The organism is Kangiella sp., assembly GCF_048265365.1.
Lineage (GTDB): Bacteria > Pseudomonadota > Gammaproteobacteria > Enterobacterales > Kangiellaceae > Kangiella.
Genome location: NZ_JBLXBT010000001.1, coordinates 620,978 through 639,112 on the forward strand (window position 1 = coordinate 620,978; position 18,135 = coordinate 639,112).

Consider the following 18,135-nt stretch of genomic DNA (forward strand, 5'->3'; position numbering starts at 1 on the left):
AGAAGTTAGTGTATAATTGATTTTATCTTGCCTTTACATAGAGAAACATCTATATGGCTTCAATTGGAACATTGCGTCAGTTACAGATATTGTTGGCTTTAAGAGAGCACGGCTCGGTCACTGCTGCCTCGGAGGCTCTGTACCTTACGCAACCGACGGTTTCGATGCAGTTGAAAAACCTGGCTGACAAGATTGGCATGCCCTTGTATCAGCAACATGGTAAGAGTTTGCAATTTACAGATGCGGGGTTGGAGGTTTTAAAAACAGCAAAGAATGTGGTGGATTGCTTTGACCAACTTGAAATGCGCTTGAATGCTTTAAAGGGGCTCAATTCAGGGAAGTTGCGTATTGCAGTGGTCAGCACGGCCAAGTATTTTATTCCGCATTTATTAGGCGAGTTTTGTAAGCTCTATCCTAATGTGGAAGTGAATTTCAGCGTCGGCAATCGTCAGCAAGTGGTTGATCGCATGAAGGATAATCTTGATGACTTTTATGTGTTCACCTATCCGCCCAAAGAGATCAAGCTGGTGACGACCAAGTTCCTGGATAACCCGTTAGTGGCAATTGCTCACAGTCAACATCCGCTTGCTCAGAAAAAGCGCATCAGCCTGCAGCAATTTTTTAAGTTGCCGTTTCTATTGCGCGAGCAGGGTTCGGGTACCCGTTATGCTATTGAGCGTTTTCTCGAAAAGAAACAACTACAACTCAATACTCGAATGATCATCGAAAGTAATGAGGCAATCAGGCATTCGGTAATGTCTGATCTCGGCGTGTCGATTTTGTCAGCATACACTTTGGTTTATGGCGAAGATGCTGGTTTGTCCGTGCTTCCGGTCACTGGTTTGCCGATACGATCACAATGGTATATGGGTTATTTGGAAAACAAGCAGTTATCACCAATAGCGCAACGCTTTCTTGAATGGGTCACTACCGAAGGTTATAAGCAGCTGGAAAAGCAGTCGCGAAAGGTCTTGAAACATAGTCACTAAAGTTGGAGCCAGCATTTGACAGGCGAAAGCCCCCTCTATTTAATAGCGCATATTGCTGATAAAAACTGGGGAGTTTCTATTGACCACTGAAATAAAAAAAGGGCTGGACGCAAACGCCTATGTGCCTTTAAAAGAAGGCGAAACCTACAAACCGTATGTCCCTGCTGAAGTGAACATGGCAGAGTTTACCTTTAAGGCGGTGGGGTTGGGCATATTGTTCGGGGTAATCTTTGGCGCGGCTAATGCCTATTTGGGATTGCGAGCTGGCCTGACGATCAGTACCTCGATACCGGTGGCGGTGATGGCAGTAGCTGTCTTCAAAATCCTATCCAAGTTCGGTATCGGCAGCACCATTCTTGAAACCAATATCGCGCAAACCACAGGTTCCGCATCCAGCTCTTTAGCCAGCGGTGTGATTTTCACCTTACCCGCATTGTTTATGTGGGGAGTAGCGCCAGACTTATTGCAAATGACCATTCTAGCAATGAGCGGTGGTGTCATTGGTATTCTGTTTATGATTCCGCTACGCAAATTTTTAATTGAGCGAGAGCATGGTAAGTTGCCATATCCCGAAGGCACTGCCTGTGCGGAAGTTCTGGTGGCCAATGAGGCTGGTGGCAATAAAGCAAAATACATTTTCTACGGCATGGGCGCGGCGGCTCTTTTGAAAACGCTGACTTCATGGATCAAAGTGATTCCAGATTATGCCGCCGTTAAAATTCCCTTCCTGAAAAAAGGTGTGGTCGGCGTTGACCTTTCGGCTGCTTTGTTTGGTGTCGGTTATATTCTTGGGCCACGCATTGCCTGGGTCATGGTTGGTGGTGGTCTGCTATCGGCAATCATCATTATTCCTGCGATTGCCTATTGGGGCGATACTCAAACCACACCGTTCTTCCCTGAAACTGTAAAACTTATTTCAGAAATGTCTACTGGTGAAATCTGGTCGCGTTATGTTCGCTATATTGGTGCGGGTGCAGTTGCTACAGCAGGAATTATTACACTGATCAAAAGTGTTCCGGTAATGATTGAAAGCTTCACCAAGGGTGCTAAAAATATTGTCAAGCAGGTCGATGAAGAAACCCATACACCAAAAGCAGACATTGCAAAAGAACCAAGAACACATCAGGACTTACCGATTAAGGTGGTCTTTTTCGGCATTCTAGCAGTTATCCTGATGCTAACTTTTGTGCCGGGAGTATTTGGCGCTGTGGGTGGCATTGATACGCGCTTGATAGCGGCTATCTGTGTTGCCGTTTTTGCGTTCTTTTTTGTCACAGTGGCAGCCCGTATTGTGGGTTTAGTGGGGGTAACTTCGAACCCGACTTCTGGTATGACTATCGCTGCGCTGCTGGGTACAGCAACGATTTTCCTGGCTATGGGTTGGACTGATACCAGCGGTAAAGCTGCGACCCTGATTGTCGGTTGTGTGGTTGCGATTGCTGCCTCGATTTCGGGTGATACCTCGCAGGATCTGAAAAGTGGTTATCTGCTAGGGGCAACGCCACGCAAGCAACAGATGGCTGAGTTGATAGGTGTATTAACCTCGGCGACTTTTGTCTGCTTGTCGGTCTTATTATTGGCGGAAACCTTTGGTTTTGGCAGTAAAGAATTGCCGGCACCGCAAGCGACATTGATGAAACTGGTTATTGATGGCGTGCTTGAACAAAACTTGCCCTGGGTACTGGTAGCTATCGGAGTTGGTATTGCCATCGTCTGCGAACTGGTGAAAGTTCCTTCACTACCCTTTGCGGTAGGTGTTTATTTGCCACTTTCAACCATGACGCCGATACTAATCGGCGGTTTAATTCGTCATTGGGTAGAGTCGAAGACCAAAAAAGATGATGTCAAAGAAAGCCGTCGCGAGAAAGGTATCTTGCTGGGCAGTGGTTTTGTCGGTGGTGAAGGGTTGCTGGGCGTAGCGATTGCCGGCATGGCCTTTGTTGAAGGCAGAAAGCCTGATGGCATCGGTACCGGCTGGATTGGTAGCGATGTGATGGCGATGATCTTGGGTGCAATTTCATTCTCATTATTAGTGGTATGGTTTGTAAAGCTACTGAAAAAGAGAGATGAAGCCTAATGTTTGCTAAAGTAAACAAAGCGCTATTTATTATCATACTGCTGATAGGTGGACTCTTGTTGTCCGCCTGTGGCGACCCCAAGCTAAAACCACTAAGCTCTGGCGCGACCATTGTCGCTTTTGGTGATAGTTTGACCGAAGGGGTTGGTGCTTCAGAAGCGGCCAGTTATCCGAACCAGTTATCCATCATTACTGGACTGAATGTCGTCAATGCTGGTATATCAGGTGAAACCACGGATCGCGGTTTGGCACGCTTTGAGGATGTGCTGGAGCAATACAGCCCTGAGCTGGTGATTTTGCTGGAAGGTGGTAACGATATCTTGCGTAACCACAATCAGAACCAAACAAAGCAAAACTTGGCGCAGATGATTGATATTGCTAAACAGCATAATGTTCAGGTGTTACTGATGGGGGTTCCGGAGAAAAATCTTTTCTCATCGGTGGCAGGCTTTTATGATGAGCTGGCCGAAGAGCATGAAATGGCTTATATGCGCGAAGTGATTGCCGATTTGTTGAAGACTCAAAAGTATAAGTCGGATCAAATTCACTTGAACGCGCAAGGCTATCGAGTGTTAGCGGAGCAGATAGCAGAAACATTAAAAGATGAAGGCGCTTTGCCATAACATATCGTATGAATTTATAGGACAAGTTATTAATGACCCCAATAGTGATCAACGCCAGTACTGGGCGAATGGGACAGGAGCTACTGAAAGCTGCTATCAATGATAGTCAGGTTGAAATTGTCGGCGCCATGGCGCGCGAGCAACACCAAAAGTTGGGCACCGACATCGGCTATTTGGTCGGGCTGGAACCGCAAGGCGTCTTTGTTGGTGATGATTTATCGGTTACTTTGAACGAGCAGAAAGTCCTGATTGATTTTAGCTTACCGGATCATTCGATTGAAACTTTAGCCCATGCGGTGAGTGCTAACTCACCGGTGGTGATAGGTACCACCGGCTTTAATGACGAGCAGAAACAAGCCATTACTGAAGCGGCAAAATCGATTCCGATTGTGTTTGCCGCTAACTATAGCCTGGGCGTAAACAGTTTGCTTGGGCTGGTCAGGCAAGCAACGCAATTACTGGGTGACAAAGCAGATATAGAAATTTTCGAAGCTCACCATAAATACAAGAAAGATTCTCCATCAGGTACCGCGCTGGCACTAGGTGAGGCCGTGGCAGATACTCAAGGGCATAACTTGAATGAGGTGGCCGAATGGGCGCGTCACGGAATCAGTGAGAGGGAGTCTGGAGCCATTGGTTTTTCAGTCATGCGAGCCGGTGATATCGTGGGAACCCATGAAGTGGTCTTTGCTTTAAATGGTGAGCTGGTCACGCTACGCCACGAAGCACAAACGCGACAATGTTTTGCTCAAGGGGCAATAGAAGCTGCCAAATGGTTACTGGGAAAACCCGCTGGACTCTACGATATGCAGGATGTTTTAGGGCTCAAAAACTCATAAGCGTCAGATTGTCGAAAAAGTGCTCAATCATATGTGCATTACTTGTGAGAGATCGTCCATGATGCTTGTGAGAGATCTCGTAAGGATCTGTAGTCTAGAGCCGTGAGATCATTCAGACAATGTGCTTTTTACGCTACAGAATTTATCTAGTCAATTGATTTATAAAGAGTTTTATATTTAATGCAGGCCTGACGTTATGTTGGGCCTTGTTGTTATTGGCTAAAAAAAGAGTAGATTAACAACTGTGCAAGGGACGCACGTAAGGAAACCTAACCGAAGGACATGGTGACACAAGGAAGTAGCAAGGAGCACCTAAGGGGCATGAGGCCAATTGAAAATGGGCGGTTTATCCGCCCTTTTTCTTTTTCAGTTAGTATAACAAATAAAGGACAGCCAATAGCTCTGCTATCTCACTAGTAAGTCCCGCTTAAATAGACATCAAAAGCCATTTCCATTATAATGCGCAGAATTTGCCAAAATTCCACTCAGTAAACAATTTGCTGGACTCATTTAGATTGTGAGCCCAAATTTTTTGCGCCTAAAAAAAATGGAGGTTTCTTTGTTAGAACAAGAGTCTCAACAGCTGCTAAGACCCGCCCAGCAGCCCGCCATTTTAGTTCTTGAAGATGGTAGTGTTTTCCATGGAGTTTCAATCGGTTACGAAGGACATGCAGTAGGCGAGGTGGTTTTTAATACCGCCATGACAGGATATCAGGAGATTTTGACTGACCCTTCCTACGCTAAGCAGATGGTAACCCTCACTTATCCCCACATCGGTAACACCGGTGCCAATTCCGAAGATGTTGAATCGACCAATATTTGGGCTGAAGCATTAATTATCAGAGACCTTCCTTTATTACATAGCAATTATCGTAGCGAAGAGTCTTTATCAGACTATTTAAAGCGCCATAAGAAAGTCGCTATTGCTGACATTGATACGCGTCGCTTAACGCGAATCTTGCGTGATAAAGGTGCTTTGAGTGGTTGTATCATTGCGGGTGAAGCACCGGATGCGGATAAAGCATTAGAGCTGGCTAAAGAGTTTCCGGGCTTGAAAGGAATGGATTTAGCTAAAGTCGTTTCCACCAAGGAAAGCTACCAATGGCAAGGCAGCACCTGGTCTTTAGAAGAAGGCTACGGCAAACTCAAAGAAGCCAAGTTCAAAGTCGTTGCTTACGACTTTGGTGCTAAGCACAATATTTTGAGAATGTTGGTTGAGCGCGGTTGTGACTTAACGGTCGTTCCAGCAGAGACTCCCTCCAGCGAAGTCTTGGCAATGAACCCAGATGGTGTGTTCTTATCCAATGGCCCAGGCGACCCAGAGCCATGTGATTACGCGATTAAAGCGATTCAAGAGATTCTAGAAACCAATATTCCAGTATTCGGTATCTGTCTTGGCCATCAGTTGTTGGCTCTGGCCAGCGGCGGCAAGACAGCGAAGATGAAGTTTGGCCACCACGGCGCCAACCATCCTGTGCAAGACATAGCTGATGGCACGGTAATGATTACCAGCCAGAACCACGGTTTTGCAGCAGATGAGGAATCGTTACCGGATAATTTAAAAGCAACTCATCGTTCCCTATTCGATGGCACCCTACAGGGTATCAAGCGTACGGATAAACCTGCGTTTAGCTTCCAGGGTCACCCTGAAGCAAGTCCCGGTCCACACGATGCTGCACCATTGTTCGACCACTTCATTGAATTGATGGAACAACACAAAGCTTAGGAGACGATTGAGACATGCCAAAACGTACTGATATTAAAAGTATTCTGATTTTAGGCGCTGGCCCAATCATTATTGGCCAGGCCTGCGAATTCGACTATTCCGGCGCTCAGGCCTGTAAGGCTTTGCGTGAAGAGGGTTTCCGAGTCATTCTGGTGAACTCCAACCCGGCAACCATTATGACTGACCCGAATATGGCGGATGTGACCTACATCGAGCCGATTGAGTGGGAAGTGGTTGCGAAAATTATTGAGAAAGAAAAGCCTGACGCGATTCTACCAACCATGGGCGGTCAGACAGCACTGAACTGTGCCTTGGATCTGGCTTCACGCGGTGTTTTAGAAATCCACGGCGTGGAAATGATTGGCGCGACTCGCGAAGCCATCGACAAAGCAGAAGACCGTGAGTTGTTTGCTAAAGCGATGTCAAAAATTGGACTTGACCAACCGCGTCAGCAAGTTGCACACAGCCTTGAAGATGCCTGGAAAGTGCAAAAAGAAGTAGGGTTCCCTTGTATTATCCGTCCTTCCTTTACCATGGGTGGTACTGGTGGCGGTATTGCATACAACAAAGAAGAATTTGAAGAAATCTGTTTGCGCGGATTGGATTTATCGCCAACTAATGAATTGTTGATTGATGAATCATTAATCGGTTGGAAAGAGTATGAGATGGAGGTTGTTCGTGATAAGAACGACAACTGCATCATCATCTGTTCAATTGAAAACTTTGACCCTATGGGCGTGCATACTGGCGACTCAATTACGGTTGCACCTGCGCAAACTTTGACAGATAAAGAATACCAGCGCATGCGTAATGCATCGCTTGCGGTATTACGTGAGATTGGTGTTGAGACCGGTGGTTCAAACGTACAGTTTGCGATTAATCCTGAAAATGGTCGCATGACGATTATTGAGATGAACCCGCGTGTATCGCGTTCATCGGCATTGGCCTCGAAAGCAACCGGTTTCCCGATTGCTAAAGTGGCAGCGAAACTGGCGGTTGGTTATACATTGGACGAACTGCAAAACGAAATTACCGGTGGTAAAACGCCTGCTTCGTTTGAGCCAAGCATCGACTACGTGGTAACTAAGATTCCTCGCTTCAATTTCGAAAAATTCCCGAATGTTGATAAGACCTTAACCACCCAGATGAAATCGGTGGGTGAAGTAATGGCGATTGGTCGTAACTTCCAGGAATCGTTCCAGAAAGCGATTCGTGGTCTGGAAGTTGGATCTTCTGGTTTCGAACCAAAGCTGGCAGACGACGACGAAAGTTGGGTTGATACGCTACGTCAAAACTTGCGTGTGCCTGGCTCTGATCGTATCTGGTATATCGGTGATGCTTTCCGCAGAGGCTGGTCATTGGATGAAGTATTTGAACTGACAGGAATTGATAAGTGGTTCCTGATTCAAATTCAAGAGCTCATTCAAATTGAAGAAAGCTTAAAAGACAAATCCTTCTCAGACTTAGATGCAGACCTAATGCGCAAAATTAAGCGTAAAGGGTTTGCGGATCAAAGACTGGCGGATATCTTCGCTACTAGTGAAAAAGAAATTCGCAAGCTTCGTAAAGAGCTTGGTGTGATTCCAGTATTCAAACGGGTGGATACCTGTGCGGCAGAGTTTGCCACCAGCACCGCTTATATGTACTCAACCTATGAAGAAGAGTGCGAAGCGAATCCAACCGACCGCGAAAAGATTATGATTCTAGGTGGTGGTCCAAACCGTATCGGCCAAGGTATTGAGTTTGACTACTGCTGTGTGCACGCGGCTTTTGCAATGCGTGATGATGGTTATGAGACCATTATGGTTAACTGTAACCCTGAGACGGTTTCGACCGATTACGATACCTCGGATCGCTTGTATTTCGAGCCTTTAACGCTTGAAGATGTGTTGGCAATTGTAGATATCGAAAAACCGAAAGGCGTAATTGTTCATTACGGTGGTCAGACACCACTGAAATTGGCACGTGATCTGGAAGCTGCCGGTGTACCGATTATTGGTACTTCGCCTGACGCGATTGACCGTGCGGAAGACCGTGAGCGTTTCCAGCGCGCGATTAACCGCTTAGGCTTATTGCAGCCACCAAATCGTACCGCGCGTAACATGGAAGAAGGTGTGCGTTTAGCCGAAGAAATTGGTTACCCATTAGTGGTTCGTCCTTCTTACGTACTAGGCGGACGCGCGATGGAAATTGTTTATAACGAAGAAGAATTGCGTCGTTACATGAACGATGCGGTGAGCGTATCAAACGAATCGCCAGTATTATTAGACCGCTTCCTGGATGATGCGATTGAGGTTGATGTGGATGCCATCTTTGACGGCAAAAATATTCTGATTGGCGGCATCATGGAGCATATTGAGCAAGCAGGTGTTCACTCTGGTGACTCAGCATGCTCAATTCCTCCATTTAGTCTGAGCAAAGAAGTGCAGGATGAACTGCGTCGACAGATGTTAGTGATGGCCAAAGAACTTAAAGTTCGTGGCTTGATGAACGCTCAGTTTGCTATTCAAGGTGAGAGAATCTTCATTCTTGAAGTGAATCCACGTGCATCGCGTACCGTACCATTTGTATCTAAAGCAACCGGTACGCCAATGGCGAAAGTGGCAGCGTCTGTGATGGCCGGTAAAACATTGGCTGAAACAGGTTTCACTAAAGAAATCATTCCGCGCTATTTCTCTGTTAAAGAGCCTGTGTTCCCATTCAACAAGTTCCCGGGTTCTGACCCAATTCTTGGCCCTGAGATGAAATCAACGGGTGAAGCGATGGGCGTTGGCAAAACATTTGGTGATGCTTTCTACAAAGCTAAACTGGGTGGTGGCCAGGCAGTACCGGATTCTGGACAGGTCATTATCAGTGTGCGTGAAGCCGATAGAAATGGTTTAGCGGCAGTGGCTCGTTCATTGGCAGATCAAGGTTTTGAGCTGTTGGCGACGGGCGGAACGGCGCGAGCCATTCGTGAAGCGGGTATTCCATGCCAGCGCATCAACAAGATGTTTGAAGGTCGTCCACACATTGTTGACTATATTAAAAACGGTGAAGTGGACTACATTATTAATACTACTGAAGGTAAACAGGCGATTGCTGACTCATTCCTGATACGCCGTAGCGCACTGCAGCATAAAGTGCCATACACAACTACCCTGGCTGGAGCAGTGGCATCTTGCGCAGCGATGAAGGAAAACGGTCGTAGTCAAATTTACTCAGTGCAAGAACTACACACACAGGTTGATGAACGATGAATCGAGTTCCTATGACAGTCGAAGGTGCGGAAGCGCTACAGACTGAGTTAAATGAGCTGAAAAAAGTGAAAAGGCCGCAAGTTGTTGCGGCCATCGCTGAAGCACGTGAGCATGGTGATCTAAAAGAAAATGCTGAATATCATGCAGCGCGTGAGCAACAAGGTTTCATTGAAGGACGTATTCAGGAAATTGAAGCCAAATTGTCAAACTCACAAATTGTTGACGTTACTAAAATCAATAACAACGGCAAGGTGATCTTCGGTTCAACTGTTATTCTAATCAATATGGATGACAACAATGCCGACGAAGTGCAATACAAGATTGTTGGTGACGATGAAGCGGATATTAAGAAAAACAAACTTTCCATTAACTCGCCAATTGCGCGCGGATTGATTGGAAAAGAAGAAGGTGATATCGCTAATATTCAAACGCCAAAAGGCAGTGTTGAATATGAAATCGCCGAGGTTTTGTATATTTAAGTTATACGTTTAATAAAGAAAAGGCCTCAAATGAGGCCTTTTTTGTGATTGAGCGTTATGATTTATTGAACAGCAAAGTCATCTGCAAGAATGACATTTAATGGTGCGCCGCCTCCAGCATTATCACGGGCAATAATGGTGTAGATGCCACCGTTAGACAATGTTATTGCTGCGGGACCTATGGCTGCCGTTTTAGTGCCAGTCTGTGTAACCACCACATCATAATCGCCTTCTGCTACAGACAGGTAGCCAGTTTCAGCTTTGAACGGAACATCGCTGAGGCTAGGTTGCACATCAGTGATGTCAGTACCAGGTGCAACTAGATAAATATCTACATTACCTGCACTTGGCGAGCCGTGGACGACACGTAGTTGAGCTTCGGTTGAAATAGCACGACGAGTATCGGCTAACACCAATGGCTCAATATTAGCTGAGTTATTGACTGCTAAAACCGAGTAGGAAGAGCCTGCTTCAAGTGCTAAATCAGCATCAATTACAGCAGGTGTGTTTGCGCCAGTTGGAACAACTTTGGCATTATAGGTTGCTTCGGGTACAGACAAATAATCTGTAAAGTCAGGGAAGGCCAGATCAACCACAACAGGATTGGCAAAGTCATCATTGATCACCACATCAACATTTGGTGCATCAGCAGATACATGGAATACTCTAAAATCTGCTGGGGTGTTGGCATCAAGAATCTCAGTAGCACCATCATCTACAATGGCTAATAGGCTGATTGGGCTATCGCCTGTTGTAGTATTGGCTACTGCGGCCACATTGAGTAATACTCCAGCAGTTAAGCTAACAGTACCACTGTCAAATACTACAGTACTATCACCAGCAGGGGTTACTCGTATCTGGTAATCGCCCGCTGGAATATCTGTAGCTGATAATGAATCTTTAAAACTCAGGGTGGTAGTAGGCGCCACTCCGGAAATATCAGCGTCGGGCTCGGTGAGGTAAATATCAACGGTCGGTGCATTAGATGCCGCATGAATAACCTGTATCGTTAACTCACCATCTGCAGGCGTAAAATCAGCTTGACTAATCACTAGTGGCTCGATGGAGGCTGTTTGATTTACCGCCAATACGGTGTATAACTGATCGGGTGAAAAGTTGACATCAAGCGGACCAATAACGGTTGTATCACCGTTTGGTGTGATGCCGTCAACTTGCAAAGTGTAGGTCCCTTCATCTAAGGTTAAACGTGAAGAAGCCTGTTTATAGGCAACGTCTGATAAAGTTTCTGAACCATTAACGGAAACATTAACATTAGGTGAGTCTTGTGAAGCATGAACGACCTGTACTTTGAAGCTCTGTGGCATCATCTCTTCAATGGGGTCATTGTCATCATCATCGTTACAAGCTATTAAGGGAAGCACTAAAAAAGGTATTAAAAAGTGTTTTAATTTCATGGCAATCTCTCCTGTTAGCATCATGAAGCAAATAATTTAATTTTTAGCTTGTGAAAAATACGTGGAGAAATTTAGGTTTTTCACGAGCTCTTCACACGGAGTTAACAATAATTCAACAATGAACAAAATTAAGATAGCCATAAGCTCGTGTTTGCTTGGAAACAAGGTTCGTTTCGATGGTGGGCATAAGCAGTCAAAATATTGCCTGAACATTCTCAGCGACTGGTTTGAGTACACTCCGGTTTGCCCAGAAATGGGCATTGGATTGCCCACCCCAAGGCCACCGATCCATTTAGTGCGAGTGGCAGAAGATATTCGAGTCAAAAAAGTCGATGATCATAGTCTGGATGTAACCGATGAGTTGCGAGGCTATGCGCACAAAACTTTACCAAAGATTCATGATGCCTGTGGTTATATTGTGATTCGAAACTCACCCAGCTGCGGCATGGAGCGGGTTAAGGTCTATCATGAGAACGGCAACCCTGCCGGTGAGTCCTTCCGTGGCGTCTATATTGATGAAATTATGAAACTGCATCCTAACTTGCCGGTGGAAGAAGAAGGGCGTTTGCAAGATCCAAAGTTGCGCGAAAACTTTATCACTCGTGTGTTTGCTTATCATGACTGGAAGCAGTCTGTTATGAGCGAACCCAGCATGAAGAAGTTGATAGATTTTCACAGCCGCTATAAGTATATGGTGATGGCACATAGCTATCAGGCTTATAAAGAGCTTGGACGTCTAGTGGCTAATACCGAACAGAGAGAAGTAACCGAGCTATTAAAAGAGTATGAAGACACGTTGATGCAAACGCTAAAGAAGGTTGCATCCAGCAAGTCACATACCAATGTGCTCTATCATATTTTAGGCTATTTAAAACGGGATCTGACTTCAGCAGCTAAGCAAGAGCTAGTGAAAGTCATTGAGCAATATCGAAAAGGATTGGTCACCTTGGTTGTGCCAGTAACCTTGATCAACCATTACCTGACTCAGTTTGGCTCTGACTATATTAGACAACAGGCGTATCTTAATCCTCATCCTTTGGAGCTAGGATTGCGAAACTATCTATGAGTGGCACCTCTATGAGCAAGAAAATTAACTTGGTCTGGTTTAGAAATGATTTAAGAGTGGGCGATAACCCCGCTCTTTTTTATGCAGCCGAGAAGGGCACTGTAATTGGCATTTACCTTGAGCCCGTTGAGCAAAGAGAGGCGCATGATGATGCTCCCTGCAAAGTTGGATTTATCAATGACACGGTCAAAGAGTTAAGGAAGCAGCTGAATAAACTGAACATTCCTTTGCAAAGTTTCAAGGTGATAGATTATCAGCAGTCGGTTGAGAAAATAGAAAAATTAGTCGCAGAGTATGAAGCCGATGGAGTTTATTTTAATAACGAATATCCATTGAATGAAAAAGAGCGCGACGACCAATTGGAGAAGCGTCTTCAGGAAAAAGGACTGGAAGTGAATCGCTTTGATGGAGATGTGATTATTCCACCCAGCAGTGTCAGCACAGGCAAGGGAGCACCTTACAAAGTGTTTACGCCCTATAAAAAAGCCTGGATTGAGTTTCATAAGACACAAGGCTTATCGCCTCTTCCTGAGCCTGATAAACAGGACTTCAAGATTGAGCAGCAGCACGAGTATTATTTTGCACAAGAGTATCGCGAAGAGTTATGGCCAGCAGGGGAAAAAGCTGCGCGAGATAAACTCAATGAGTTTTTACCAAAAGCTGGCTACTACAAGGAGCGCAGGGATATTCCGTCAGTCAAAGGAACCAGCATGCTGTCGCCCTATTTGGCTGTGGGCGCTATTTCAGCCAAGCAGTGTATAGAAGCATTGCTAGAGTGGCATGAAGGTGATCAGGAAGCCTTCTATCAAGATACTTGGTTATCAGAAATGATCTGGCGGGAGTTTTACCGTCAGATCATTATTGATAATCCGCAAATTAGTCGCCACCAACCTTTTAAGCGCGACGCCAAAGAAGTTTGGAATGGTCAACATGAGTTGTTTGTTAAATGGTGTAAAGGTGAAACCGGCTTCCCGTTAATCGATGCAGCCATGCGACAGCTCATAAACACAGGTTGGATGCATAATCGTTTGCGCATGAACGTGGCCATGTTTTTAAACAAGCTATGCTTGATTGATTGGCGAGAAGGGGAAGCTTTTTTCATGAGACAATTGATTGATGGTGATTTTGCCTCAAACAATGGCGGCTGGCAGTGGTGTTCATCTACTGGAGCTGATGGTGCGCCCTATTTCAGAATCATGAGCCCGATTACGCAATCGCAACGCTTTGATCCGGAAGGCAACTTTATCCGAAAGTTAGTGCCGGAGTTGGCAAGCTTAAGCGATAAAGATATTCACTTCCCTAATAGCGAGCAACGTAAAGAGCTGGGTTATCCAGAGCCGATCATTGATTACAAAGCAGCAAGAAAGACTGCGCTGGAGCTATTGAGTTAGAAGCTTGATCTTAGTTTAGTTCAGGGACTTGAGTTTGTCCTGCAGCTCGCCAAAATCATCATCCATAGACTCTGATCCAAACCATATATTGAGATAAGGTAGGGCACATTCTGGCTGATTGAGTTCAGCTAATTGGGACTGGTTAAGCCGTAGGTTGATACCTTGGCCTGGAGTCACAAACAGGTCATAGTAATCACCGTCTGCAACATCTTTATAAATGGTATTAAAGTCTTTAAAGGTTTCCAGGCAGTTTTCTTTCTCTGCATCGGTCAGGTTGTCTTCTAAGAACTCATCAGCCCCTTCCGTGAACTGAGTACCCTCTACCTCCCGCAGGTAGGAAAATCGCAAAAGCTTCGACTGAGAATCAAATACGTTGTCAGCCTGCTCACAATTGAGATAGTAAACACCGACATCGACTACATCAAAGAACAGTGCCTTGGTTACTCGTTGCTTTGCGCACAGTTGATAGTCGGTCTGCTGGTAACTGACCTGGGGTTCAAGTTTCGCCTGAACGGGGCCAGAAATAATGAGCAATGAAAGGCCCAGTAGCAGCCAACTCAGATTGACTACCTTTGGGGAAACTAATGAGTGTTTAGAGGCGGTTTTGAACATAATTAACAAAGAATCCCACTATCGGTAAGCGTGAATAAAAACCTTCAGCGCCGTCCCAGTAGTCTTGATGAAGTACAATTTTTCCCTCTTCGTTAAAACGAAGCTGGGTCATGCCAATCGATTTAGAATCTATCTTTTTTCCCGCTGCCGAGAACTTCATGTGCATTACCCAGCGCAGATAATAGTCTGTATCTGACTTGGCTACGTCAATGATCTCTACAGTAGTCAGCTCTGTAGCATCGGCCGTTTCTGGCATGTATTTGAGTAATTCATCGATATGACCGAAAGTCTTAAAAGTATCATTAAAGTAGAATTGCTCGGCATAAAGTTGACGGATAATGTTTTCTTTGGTGCCAGCTTTGAAGTCACCAAAAAGTGTTAGAAAAGCCTTATCCGGTGACTCAACTGTTTCGGTTGGTGGCATTTTGCTGGCAACCTGTAAAAAATCTTCTACGCGCTGATTATTCATCTCGCTCCTCGAATGACTACATCCAGAAAAAGTTAAGGCGATAGCAAAGTACAATAAATAACGGGAAACTTTCATATAGCACTGATAAAGTGAAACCAGGATGCCAGTTTACTGCTCAGCTCGTAAAGATTTTGTGAAGAAAAAAGACAATTGGCTAAGAGTGATTCACACGGATTTCACAGCAACAAACCTAGGATAAGGCAAATTGCCAGGCAACTTGAATATGAAAATGAAACAGTGGTTTGATAACAGTCAAATCAATACCCAGACAGGTCAACCAGAACAATTAGAAGGCGTCGATTGGCCAAGAGTTATTCCCTATATTGGTTTGCATCTCGTATGCTTGTTTGCGTTTGTTACGGGAGTATCCTGGGCCGCTGTGGTCGTCTGTATTGCGGCTTACATGATACGCATGTTTGCCATTACTGCTTTTTATCACCGTTACTTCTCCCACAAAAGCTTTAAGACACACCGTTGGGTGCAAGCTGTGTTCGGATTTTTAGGCGCCTCAGCTACCCAGCGAGGTCCTTTATGGTGGGCTGCGCATCACCGTCATCATCATATTCATGCAGACACCGTTGAGGATACGCACTCACCAAGGCATGGCTTCCTAAAAAGTCACATGCTGTGGTTCTTGAACAAAAAGAACTTTCCAACTCAGGAACAAAGAGTTAAAGACCTGGCAAAGTACCCAGAACTTCGTTGGCTGGATCGTTTTGATATCTTTCCACCGATTATATTCGCAGGGCTTATCTTTGGTTTGGGTATCTATCTGGAAAAGTTTCATCCTGGATTAGGTGCTGACCGTTGGCAAATACTGATTTGGGGATTCTTCATTTCAACCATCCTATTGTCGCACGTGACTTATTGCATTAACTCTTTAGCACACCGCTGGGGTAGCAAGCGCTTTGAAACCAATGATGATAGTCGCAATAATTTTTTATTGGCGTTGTTCACATTAGGTGAGGGCTGGCATAACAACCATCACTTTAGTCCCGGCTCCGTTAAACAAGGCTTTTATTGGTGGGAAATTGACTTGAGTTACTATGCACTCAAGGGAATGGAAAAACTGGGTCTGGTCTGGGATCTTAAATATCCCGACAAACAATTAATTAAAGCAAAGGCAAAATCATGAGAGTTGCAGTGATCGGTGGGGGAATTTCTGGTCTGGTAGCTGCCGAAAGGTTGGCTGCAGATATGGAGGTAACTTTATTTGAGGCTGCAACAAGACTCGGCGGCCATGCTGACACTCACCAGATTGACGTGGACGATGGAAAAGGCGGGCAAAAAACAATTGCTGTGGATACCGGATTTATAGTGTTCAACCCGGAAAACTATCCGACTTTTTACGGGCTGTTACAAAAATACCAGGTGCCGTACAAAGACAGCGACATGAGCTTTGCAGTATCGAATAAGCTAACCGGACTTGAGTATAACGCCGGTACTTTAAATGGACTCTTCAGTCAGCGTAAGAACATTATTAGTCTGAAGTTCTATCGCATGTTACGGGATATCTTCCGGTTTTATCGTGAGGCAGGAGAGCTTTTGGATGATCAGAGTAACGAAACGCTGGGCAATTATTTAAAGCGCAAGGGTTATAGTCAACAGTTTACGGATGAGCATATTCTACCCATGGCTTGCGCCTTATGGTCTGGTGATAGCGAACTGATTTTAGAATTCCCAGCGCGTTATTTGGTTGCTTTTATGAATAATCATCAGATGATGCAGGCCTTTAATCGTCCGGTCTGGAAAACCATCGAAGGCGGTTCCAAGAGCTATATTGATGCAGTAGCAAAGAATGCTGGCTTTCAGGTAAAACTGGGCTGCCCTATCAATAAAGTAATCAGGAATCATCAAACTGTATGGTTACACACTGCCGAAGGAAAACAGGAGTTTGACTATGTGATTTTTGCTTGTCACAGCGACCAGGCACTGCGCATGCTCGAAGAACCCAGTAATGAAGAAAAGGACATTCTTGGGTCAATCCAATATCAGGAAAACCATATTACCCTTCACTGTGACACTAACCTGTTGCCGAGCAAGCGCCGCGCCTGGGCCAGCTGGAATGTGATGATAGATGAAAAAACTCGCAAACAGTGTACAGTGAGTTATTGCATGAACTTATTACAGTCTTTAAAAACCGATACGCCCGTTATTGTCAGCCTGAATATGGCAGAGCGCGTTAACCCTGAGTTAGTCTGGAAGCAATTAACTTACCATCATCCAGTTTATACGCAGGCGACCATTAAAGCGCAGCAAAACAAAGGCTTAATCCAGGGGCATAACCGGACTTACTTCAGTGGCGCCTATTGGGGCTGGGGTTTCCATGAAGATGGTGCACGAAGTGGATTGGAGGCTGCAGAACAACTTCTGAAGGATTCAGGCTATGCTTAAACAAGGATTTTTTGTCGGCTCGATACGACATCGTCGTTATCGACCCAAACCACATGAGTTTACTTATGACATGTATTGGAGCCTGTTAGATCTAGACAGGCTTCCCGAAACCTTCAGCCAAAGCAAACTGTGGTCCTTTGAGAAGTGGAACTTGATTTCATTTCGTCATAAAGATTTTCACCTAAATCCCCGCTCATCTAAAACTGACAAAAGCACCTCAAATAAAGATTCTATTATTGAAACCATTCGTGAGAAAACTGGCAGAACTTTCTCGGGGCAGGTGTTCCTGTTATCTCACCTAAGGTATCTTGGCTTTAACTTTAACTCCGTGTGCTTTTACTTTTGTATAGCGCATGGTGAATTACAGTATATTGTCTCGGAAATCACTAATACCCCATGGGGAGAACGCCATACTTACATTCATGTGTGCGATGAAGGCAAGCAGGCAGACCACCTTTATAAGTTCGAGTTTGATAAAGCTTTCCACATATCGCCCTTTCTTGCCATGGACATGCATTATCAGTGGCTGTTTAAGGTTGAGGATGATGAGCTAAGAATCCACATGGTGGTCAACCAAAAAAAGACTCATCACAAGTTCTTTGACGCTACCTTCACAGCTGACTTTATACCATTGACTCAAAGTAGTATGCGTAGCCTTGTTTTAAAGAGACCGCTTCAGCCATTAAAGATGATGGCAGGGATTTACTGGCAAGCATTTAAATTATGGTTAAAAAAGATTCCTTTTGTGCCACACCCTCAACATGACAAAGAGTCACACAAGGGCGAGCCAAAGTCGGATAATAGGTAAGAGGACCA

15 protein-coding genes are annotated in these 18,135 nt (G+C 45.1%); 12 read left to right on the forward strand and 3 right to left on the reverse strand.

Translation table 11 applies throughout. The annotated features are described in order from the left end of the window. Positions 1-53: 53 nt before the first annotated feature. From ACN0VI_RS02975 to greA, 7 genes are all read left to right on the forward strand, one after another. The gene (locus ACN0VI_RS02975) at positions 54-989 is read left to right on the forward strand and encodes a LysR family transcriptional regulator (RefSeq protein ID WP_417445730.1); all 936 of its coding nucleotides are present in this window, start codon (positions 54-56) and stop codon (positions 987-989) included. A gap of 79 nt (positions 990-1,068) precedes the next feature. Beyond that, positions 1,069-3,066 carry an OPT family oligopeptide transporter gene (locus ACN0VI_RS02980; protein ID WP_417445731.1) on the forward strand — a complete coding sequence of 666 codons (1,998 nt, stop codon included), beginning with the start codon at positions 1,069-1,071 and terminating at the stop codon, positions 3,064-3,066. Next, positions 3,066-3,689 (forward strand): arylesterase, encoded by a 624-nt coding sequence (locus ACN0VI_RS02985; protein ID WP_417445732.1) that lies wholly within the window; start codon positions 3,066-3,068, stop codon positions 3,687-3,689. Before ACN0VI_RS02980 ends, ACN0VI_RS02985 begins: the two co-directional genes overlap by 1 nt. 32 nt (positions 3,690-3,721) lie before the next feature. After that, a complete protein-coding gene (gene dapB / locus ACN0VI_RS02990) occupies positions 3,722-4,528 on the forward strand; it encodes a 4-hydroxy-tetrahydrodipicolinate reductase (protein WP_417445733.1) in 807 nt (268 codons plus the stop codon). Positions 4,529-5,075: 547 nt separating this feature from the next. Next, positions 5,076-6,254: a glutamine-hydrolyzing carbamoyl-phosphate synthase small subunit gene (gene carA / locus ACN0VI_RS02995; protein WP_417446563.1), complete on the forward strand. Its 1,179-nt coding sequence runs from the start codon at positions 5,076-5,078 to the stop codon at positions 6,252-6,254. Positions 6,255-6,268: 14 nt separating this feature from the next. Then, positions 6,269-9,493: a carbamoyl-phosphate synthase large subunit gene (carB, locus tag ACN0VI_RS03000; RefSeq protein ID WP_331891186.1), complete on the forward strand. Its 3,225-nt coding sequence runs from the start codon at positions 6,269-6,271 to the stop codon at positions 9,491-9,493. Continuing rightward, positions 9,490-9,972, forward strand: coding sequence for a transcription elongation factor GreA (gene greA, locus ACN0VI_RS03005; RefSeq protein ID WP_331891188.1), 483 nt, complete (start codon positions 9,490-9,492; stop codon positions 9,970-9,972). Before carB ends, greA begins: the two co-directional genes overlap by 4 nt. A 62-nt stretch (positions 9,973-10,034) precedes the next feature. Here greA and ACN0VI_RS03010 read toward each other — a convergent pair whose 3' ends face one another. Next, positions 10,035-11,387 carry a DUF4397 domain-containing protein gene (locus ACN0VI_RS03010; RefSeq protein ID WP_417445734.1) on the reverse strand — a complete coding sequence of 451 codons (1,353 nt, stop codon included), beginning with the start codon at positions 11,385-11,387 and terminating at the stop codon, positions 10,035-10,037. Positions 11,388-11,505: 118 nt separating this feature from the next. Here ACN0VI_RS03010 and ACN0VI_RS03015 point away from each other — a divergent pair, with 118 nt between their 5' ends. Together ACN0VI_RS03015 and ACN0VI_RS03020 are read left to right on the forward strand one after the other, a co-directional pair. Continuing rightward, positions 11,506-12,453 carry a YbgA family protein gene (locus ACN0VI_RS03015; protein ID WP_417445735.1) on the forward strand — a complete coding sequence of 316 codons (948 nt, stop codon included), beginning with the start codon at positions 11,506-11,508 and terminating at the stop codon, positions 12,451-12,453. An 11-nt stretch (positions 12,454-12,464) separates the two neighbouring features. Further along, entirely contained in the window at positions 12,465-13,844 is a 1,380-nt protein-coding gene (locus ACN0VI_RS03020; RefSeq protein WP_417445736.1) for a cryptochrome/photolyase family protein, read from the forward strand. A 15-nt stretch (positions 13,845-13,859) separates the two neighbouring features. On the opposite strand, the gene ACN0VI_RS03025 is transcribed toward ACN0VI_RS03020, so the two are convergent. Continuing rightward, positions 13,860-14,378, reverse strand: coding sequence for a chalcone isomerase family protein (locus ACN0VI_RS03025; protein ID WP_417445737.1), 519 nt, complete (start codon positions 14,376-14,378; stop codon positions 13,860-13,862). 58 nt (positions 14,379-14,436) lie between these two features. Then, a complete protein-coding gene (locus ACN0VI_RS03030; RefSeq protein WP_417445738.1) occupies positions 14,437-14,925 on the reverse strand; it encodes a nuclear transport factor 2 family protein in 489 nt (162 codons plus the stop codon). Between the two features lie 223 nt (positions 14,926-15,148). Here ACN0VI_RS03030 and ACN0VI_RS03035 point away from each other — a divergent pair, with 223 nt between their 5' ends. From ACN0VI_RS03035 to ACN0VI_RS03045, 3 genes are read left to right on the forward strand one after another with little or no spacing between them, the layout of a single operon-like run. Further along, on the forward strand, positions 15,149-16,060 hold the full coding sequence (locus tag ACN0VI_RS03035) for an acyl-CoA desaturase (protein ID WP_417445739.1): 912 nt from the start codon (positions 15,149-15,151) through the stop codon (positions 16,058-16,060). Next, the gene (locus ACN0VI_RS03040) at positions 16,057-17,319 is read left to right on the forward strand and encodes an NAD(P)/FAD-dependent oxidoreductase (RefSeq protein WP_417445740.1); all 1,263 of its coding nucleotides are present in this window, start codon (positions 16,057-16,059) and stop codon (positions 17,317-17,319) included. The genes ACN0VI_RS03035 and ACN0VI_RS03040 overlap by 4 nt, the downstream gene beginning before the upstream one ends. Beyond that, entirely contained in the window at positions 17,312-18,127 is an 816-nt protein-coding gene (locus tag ACN0VI_RS03045) for a DUF1365 domain-containing protein (protein WP_417445741.1), read from the forward strand. Before ACN0VI_RS03040 ends, ACN0VI_RS03045 begins: the two co-directional genes overlap by 8 nt. Positions 18,128-18,135 lie beyond the last annotated feature (8 nt).

Bases quoted from the DNA above. Each gene is read 5' to 3' on its own strand.
- greA (WP_331891188.1), top strand. From the start codon at position 9,490: ATGAATCGAGTTCCTATGACAGTCGAAGGTGCGGAAGCGCTACAGACT.
- ACN0VI_RS03035 (WP_417445739.1), top strand. From the start codon at position 15,149: ATGAAAATGAAACAGTGGTTTGATAACAGTCAAATCAATACCCAGACA.
- ACN0VI_RS03020 (WP_417445736.1), top strand. From the start codon at position 12,465: ATGAGCAAGAAAATTAACTTGGTCTGGTTTAGAAATGATTTAAGAGTG.
- ACN0VI_RS03015 (WP_417445735.1), top strand. From the start codon at position 11,506: ATGAACAAAATTAAGATAGCCATAAGCTCGTGTTTGCTTGGAAACAAG.
- ACN0VI_RS03040 (WP_417445740.1), top strand. From the start codon at position 16,057: ATGAGAGTTGCAGTGATCGGTGGGGGAATTTCTGGTCTGGTAGCTGCC.
- ACN0VI_RS03030 (WP_417445738.1), bottom strand. From the start codon at position 14,925: ATGAATAATCAGCGCGTAGAAGATTTTTTACAGGTTGCCAGCAAAATG.
- ACN0VI_RS03045 (WP_417445741.1), top strand. From the start codon at position 17,312: ATGCTTAAACAAGGATTTTTTGTCGGCTCGATACGACATCGTCGTTAT.
- ACN0VI_RS03010 (WP_417445734.1), bottom strand. From the start codon at position 11,387: ATGAAATTAAAACACTTTTTAATACCTTTTTTAGTGCTTCCCTTAATA.
- carA (WP_417446563.1), top strand. From the start codon at position 5,076: ATGGAGGTTTCTTTGTTAGAACAAGAGTCTCAACAGCTGCTAAGACCC.
- ACN0VI_RS02975 (WP_417445730.1), top strand. From the start codon at position 54: ATGGCTTCAATTGGAACATTGCGTCAGTTACAGATATTGTTGGCTTTA.
- ACN0VI_RS02985 (WP_417445732.1), top strand. From the start codon at position 3,066: ATGTTTGCTAAAGTAAACAAAGCGCTATTTATTATCATACTGCTGATA.
- carB (WP_331891186.1), top strand. From the start codon at position 6,269: ATGCCAAAACGTACTGATATTAAAAGTATTCTGATTTTAGGCGCTGGC.
- dapB (WP_417445733.1), top strand. From the start codon at position 3,722: ATGACCCCAATAGTGATCAACGCCAGTACTGGGCGAATGGGACAGGAG.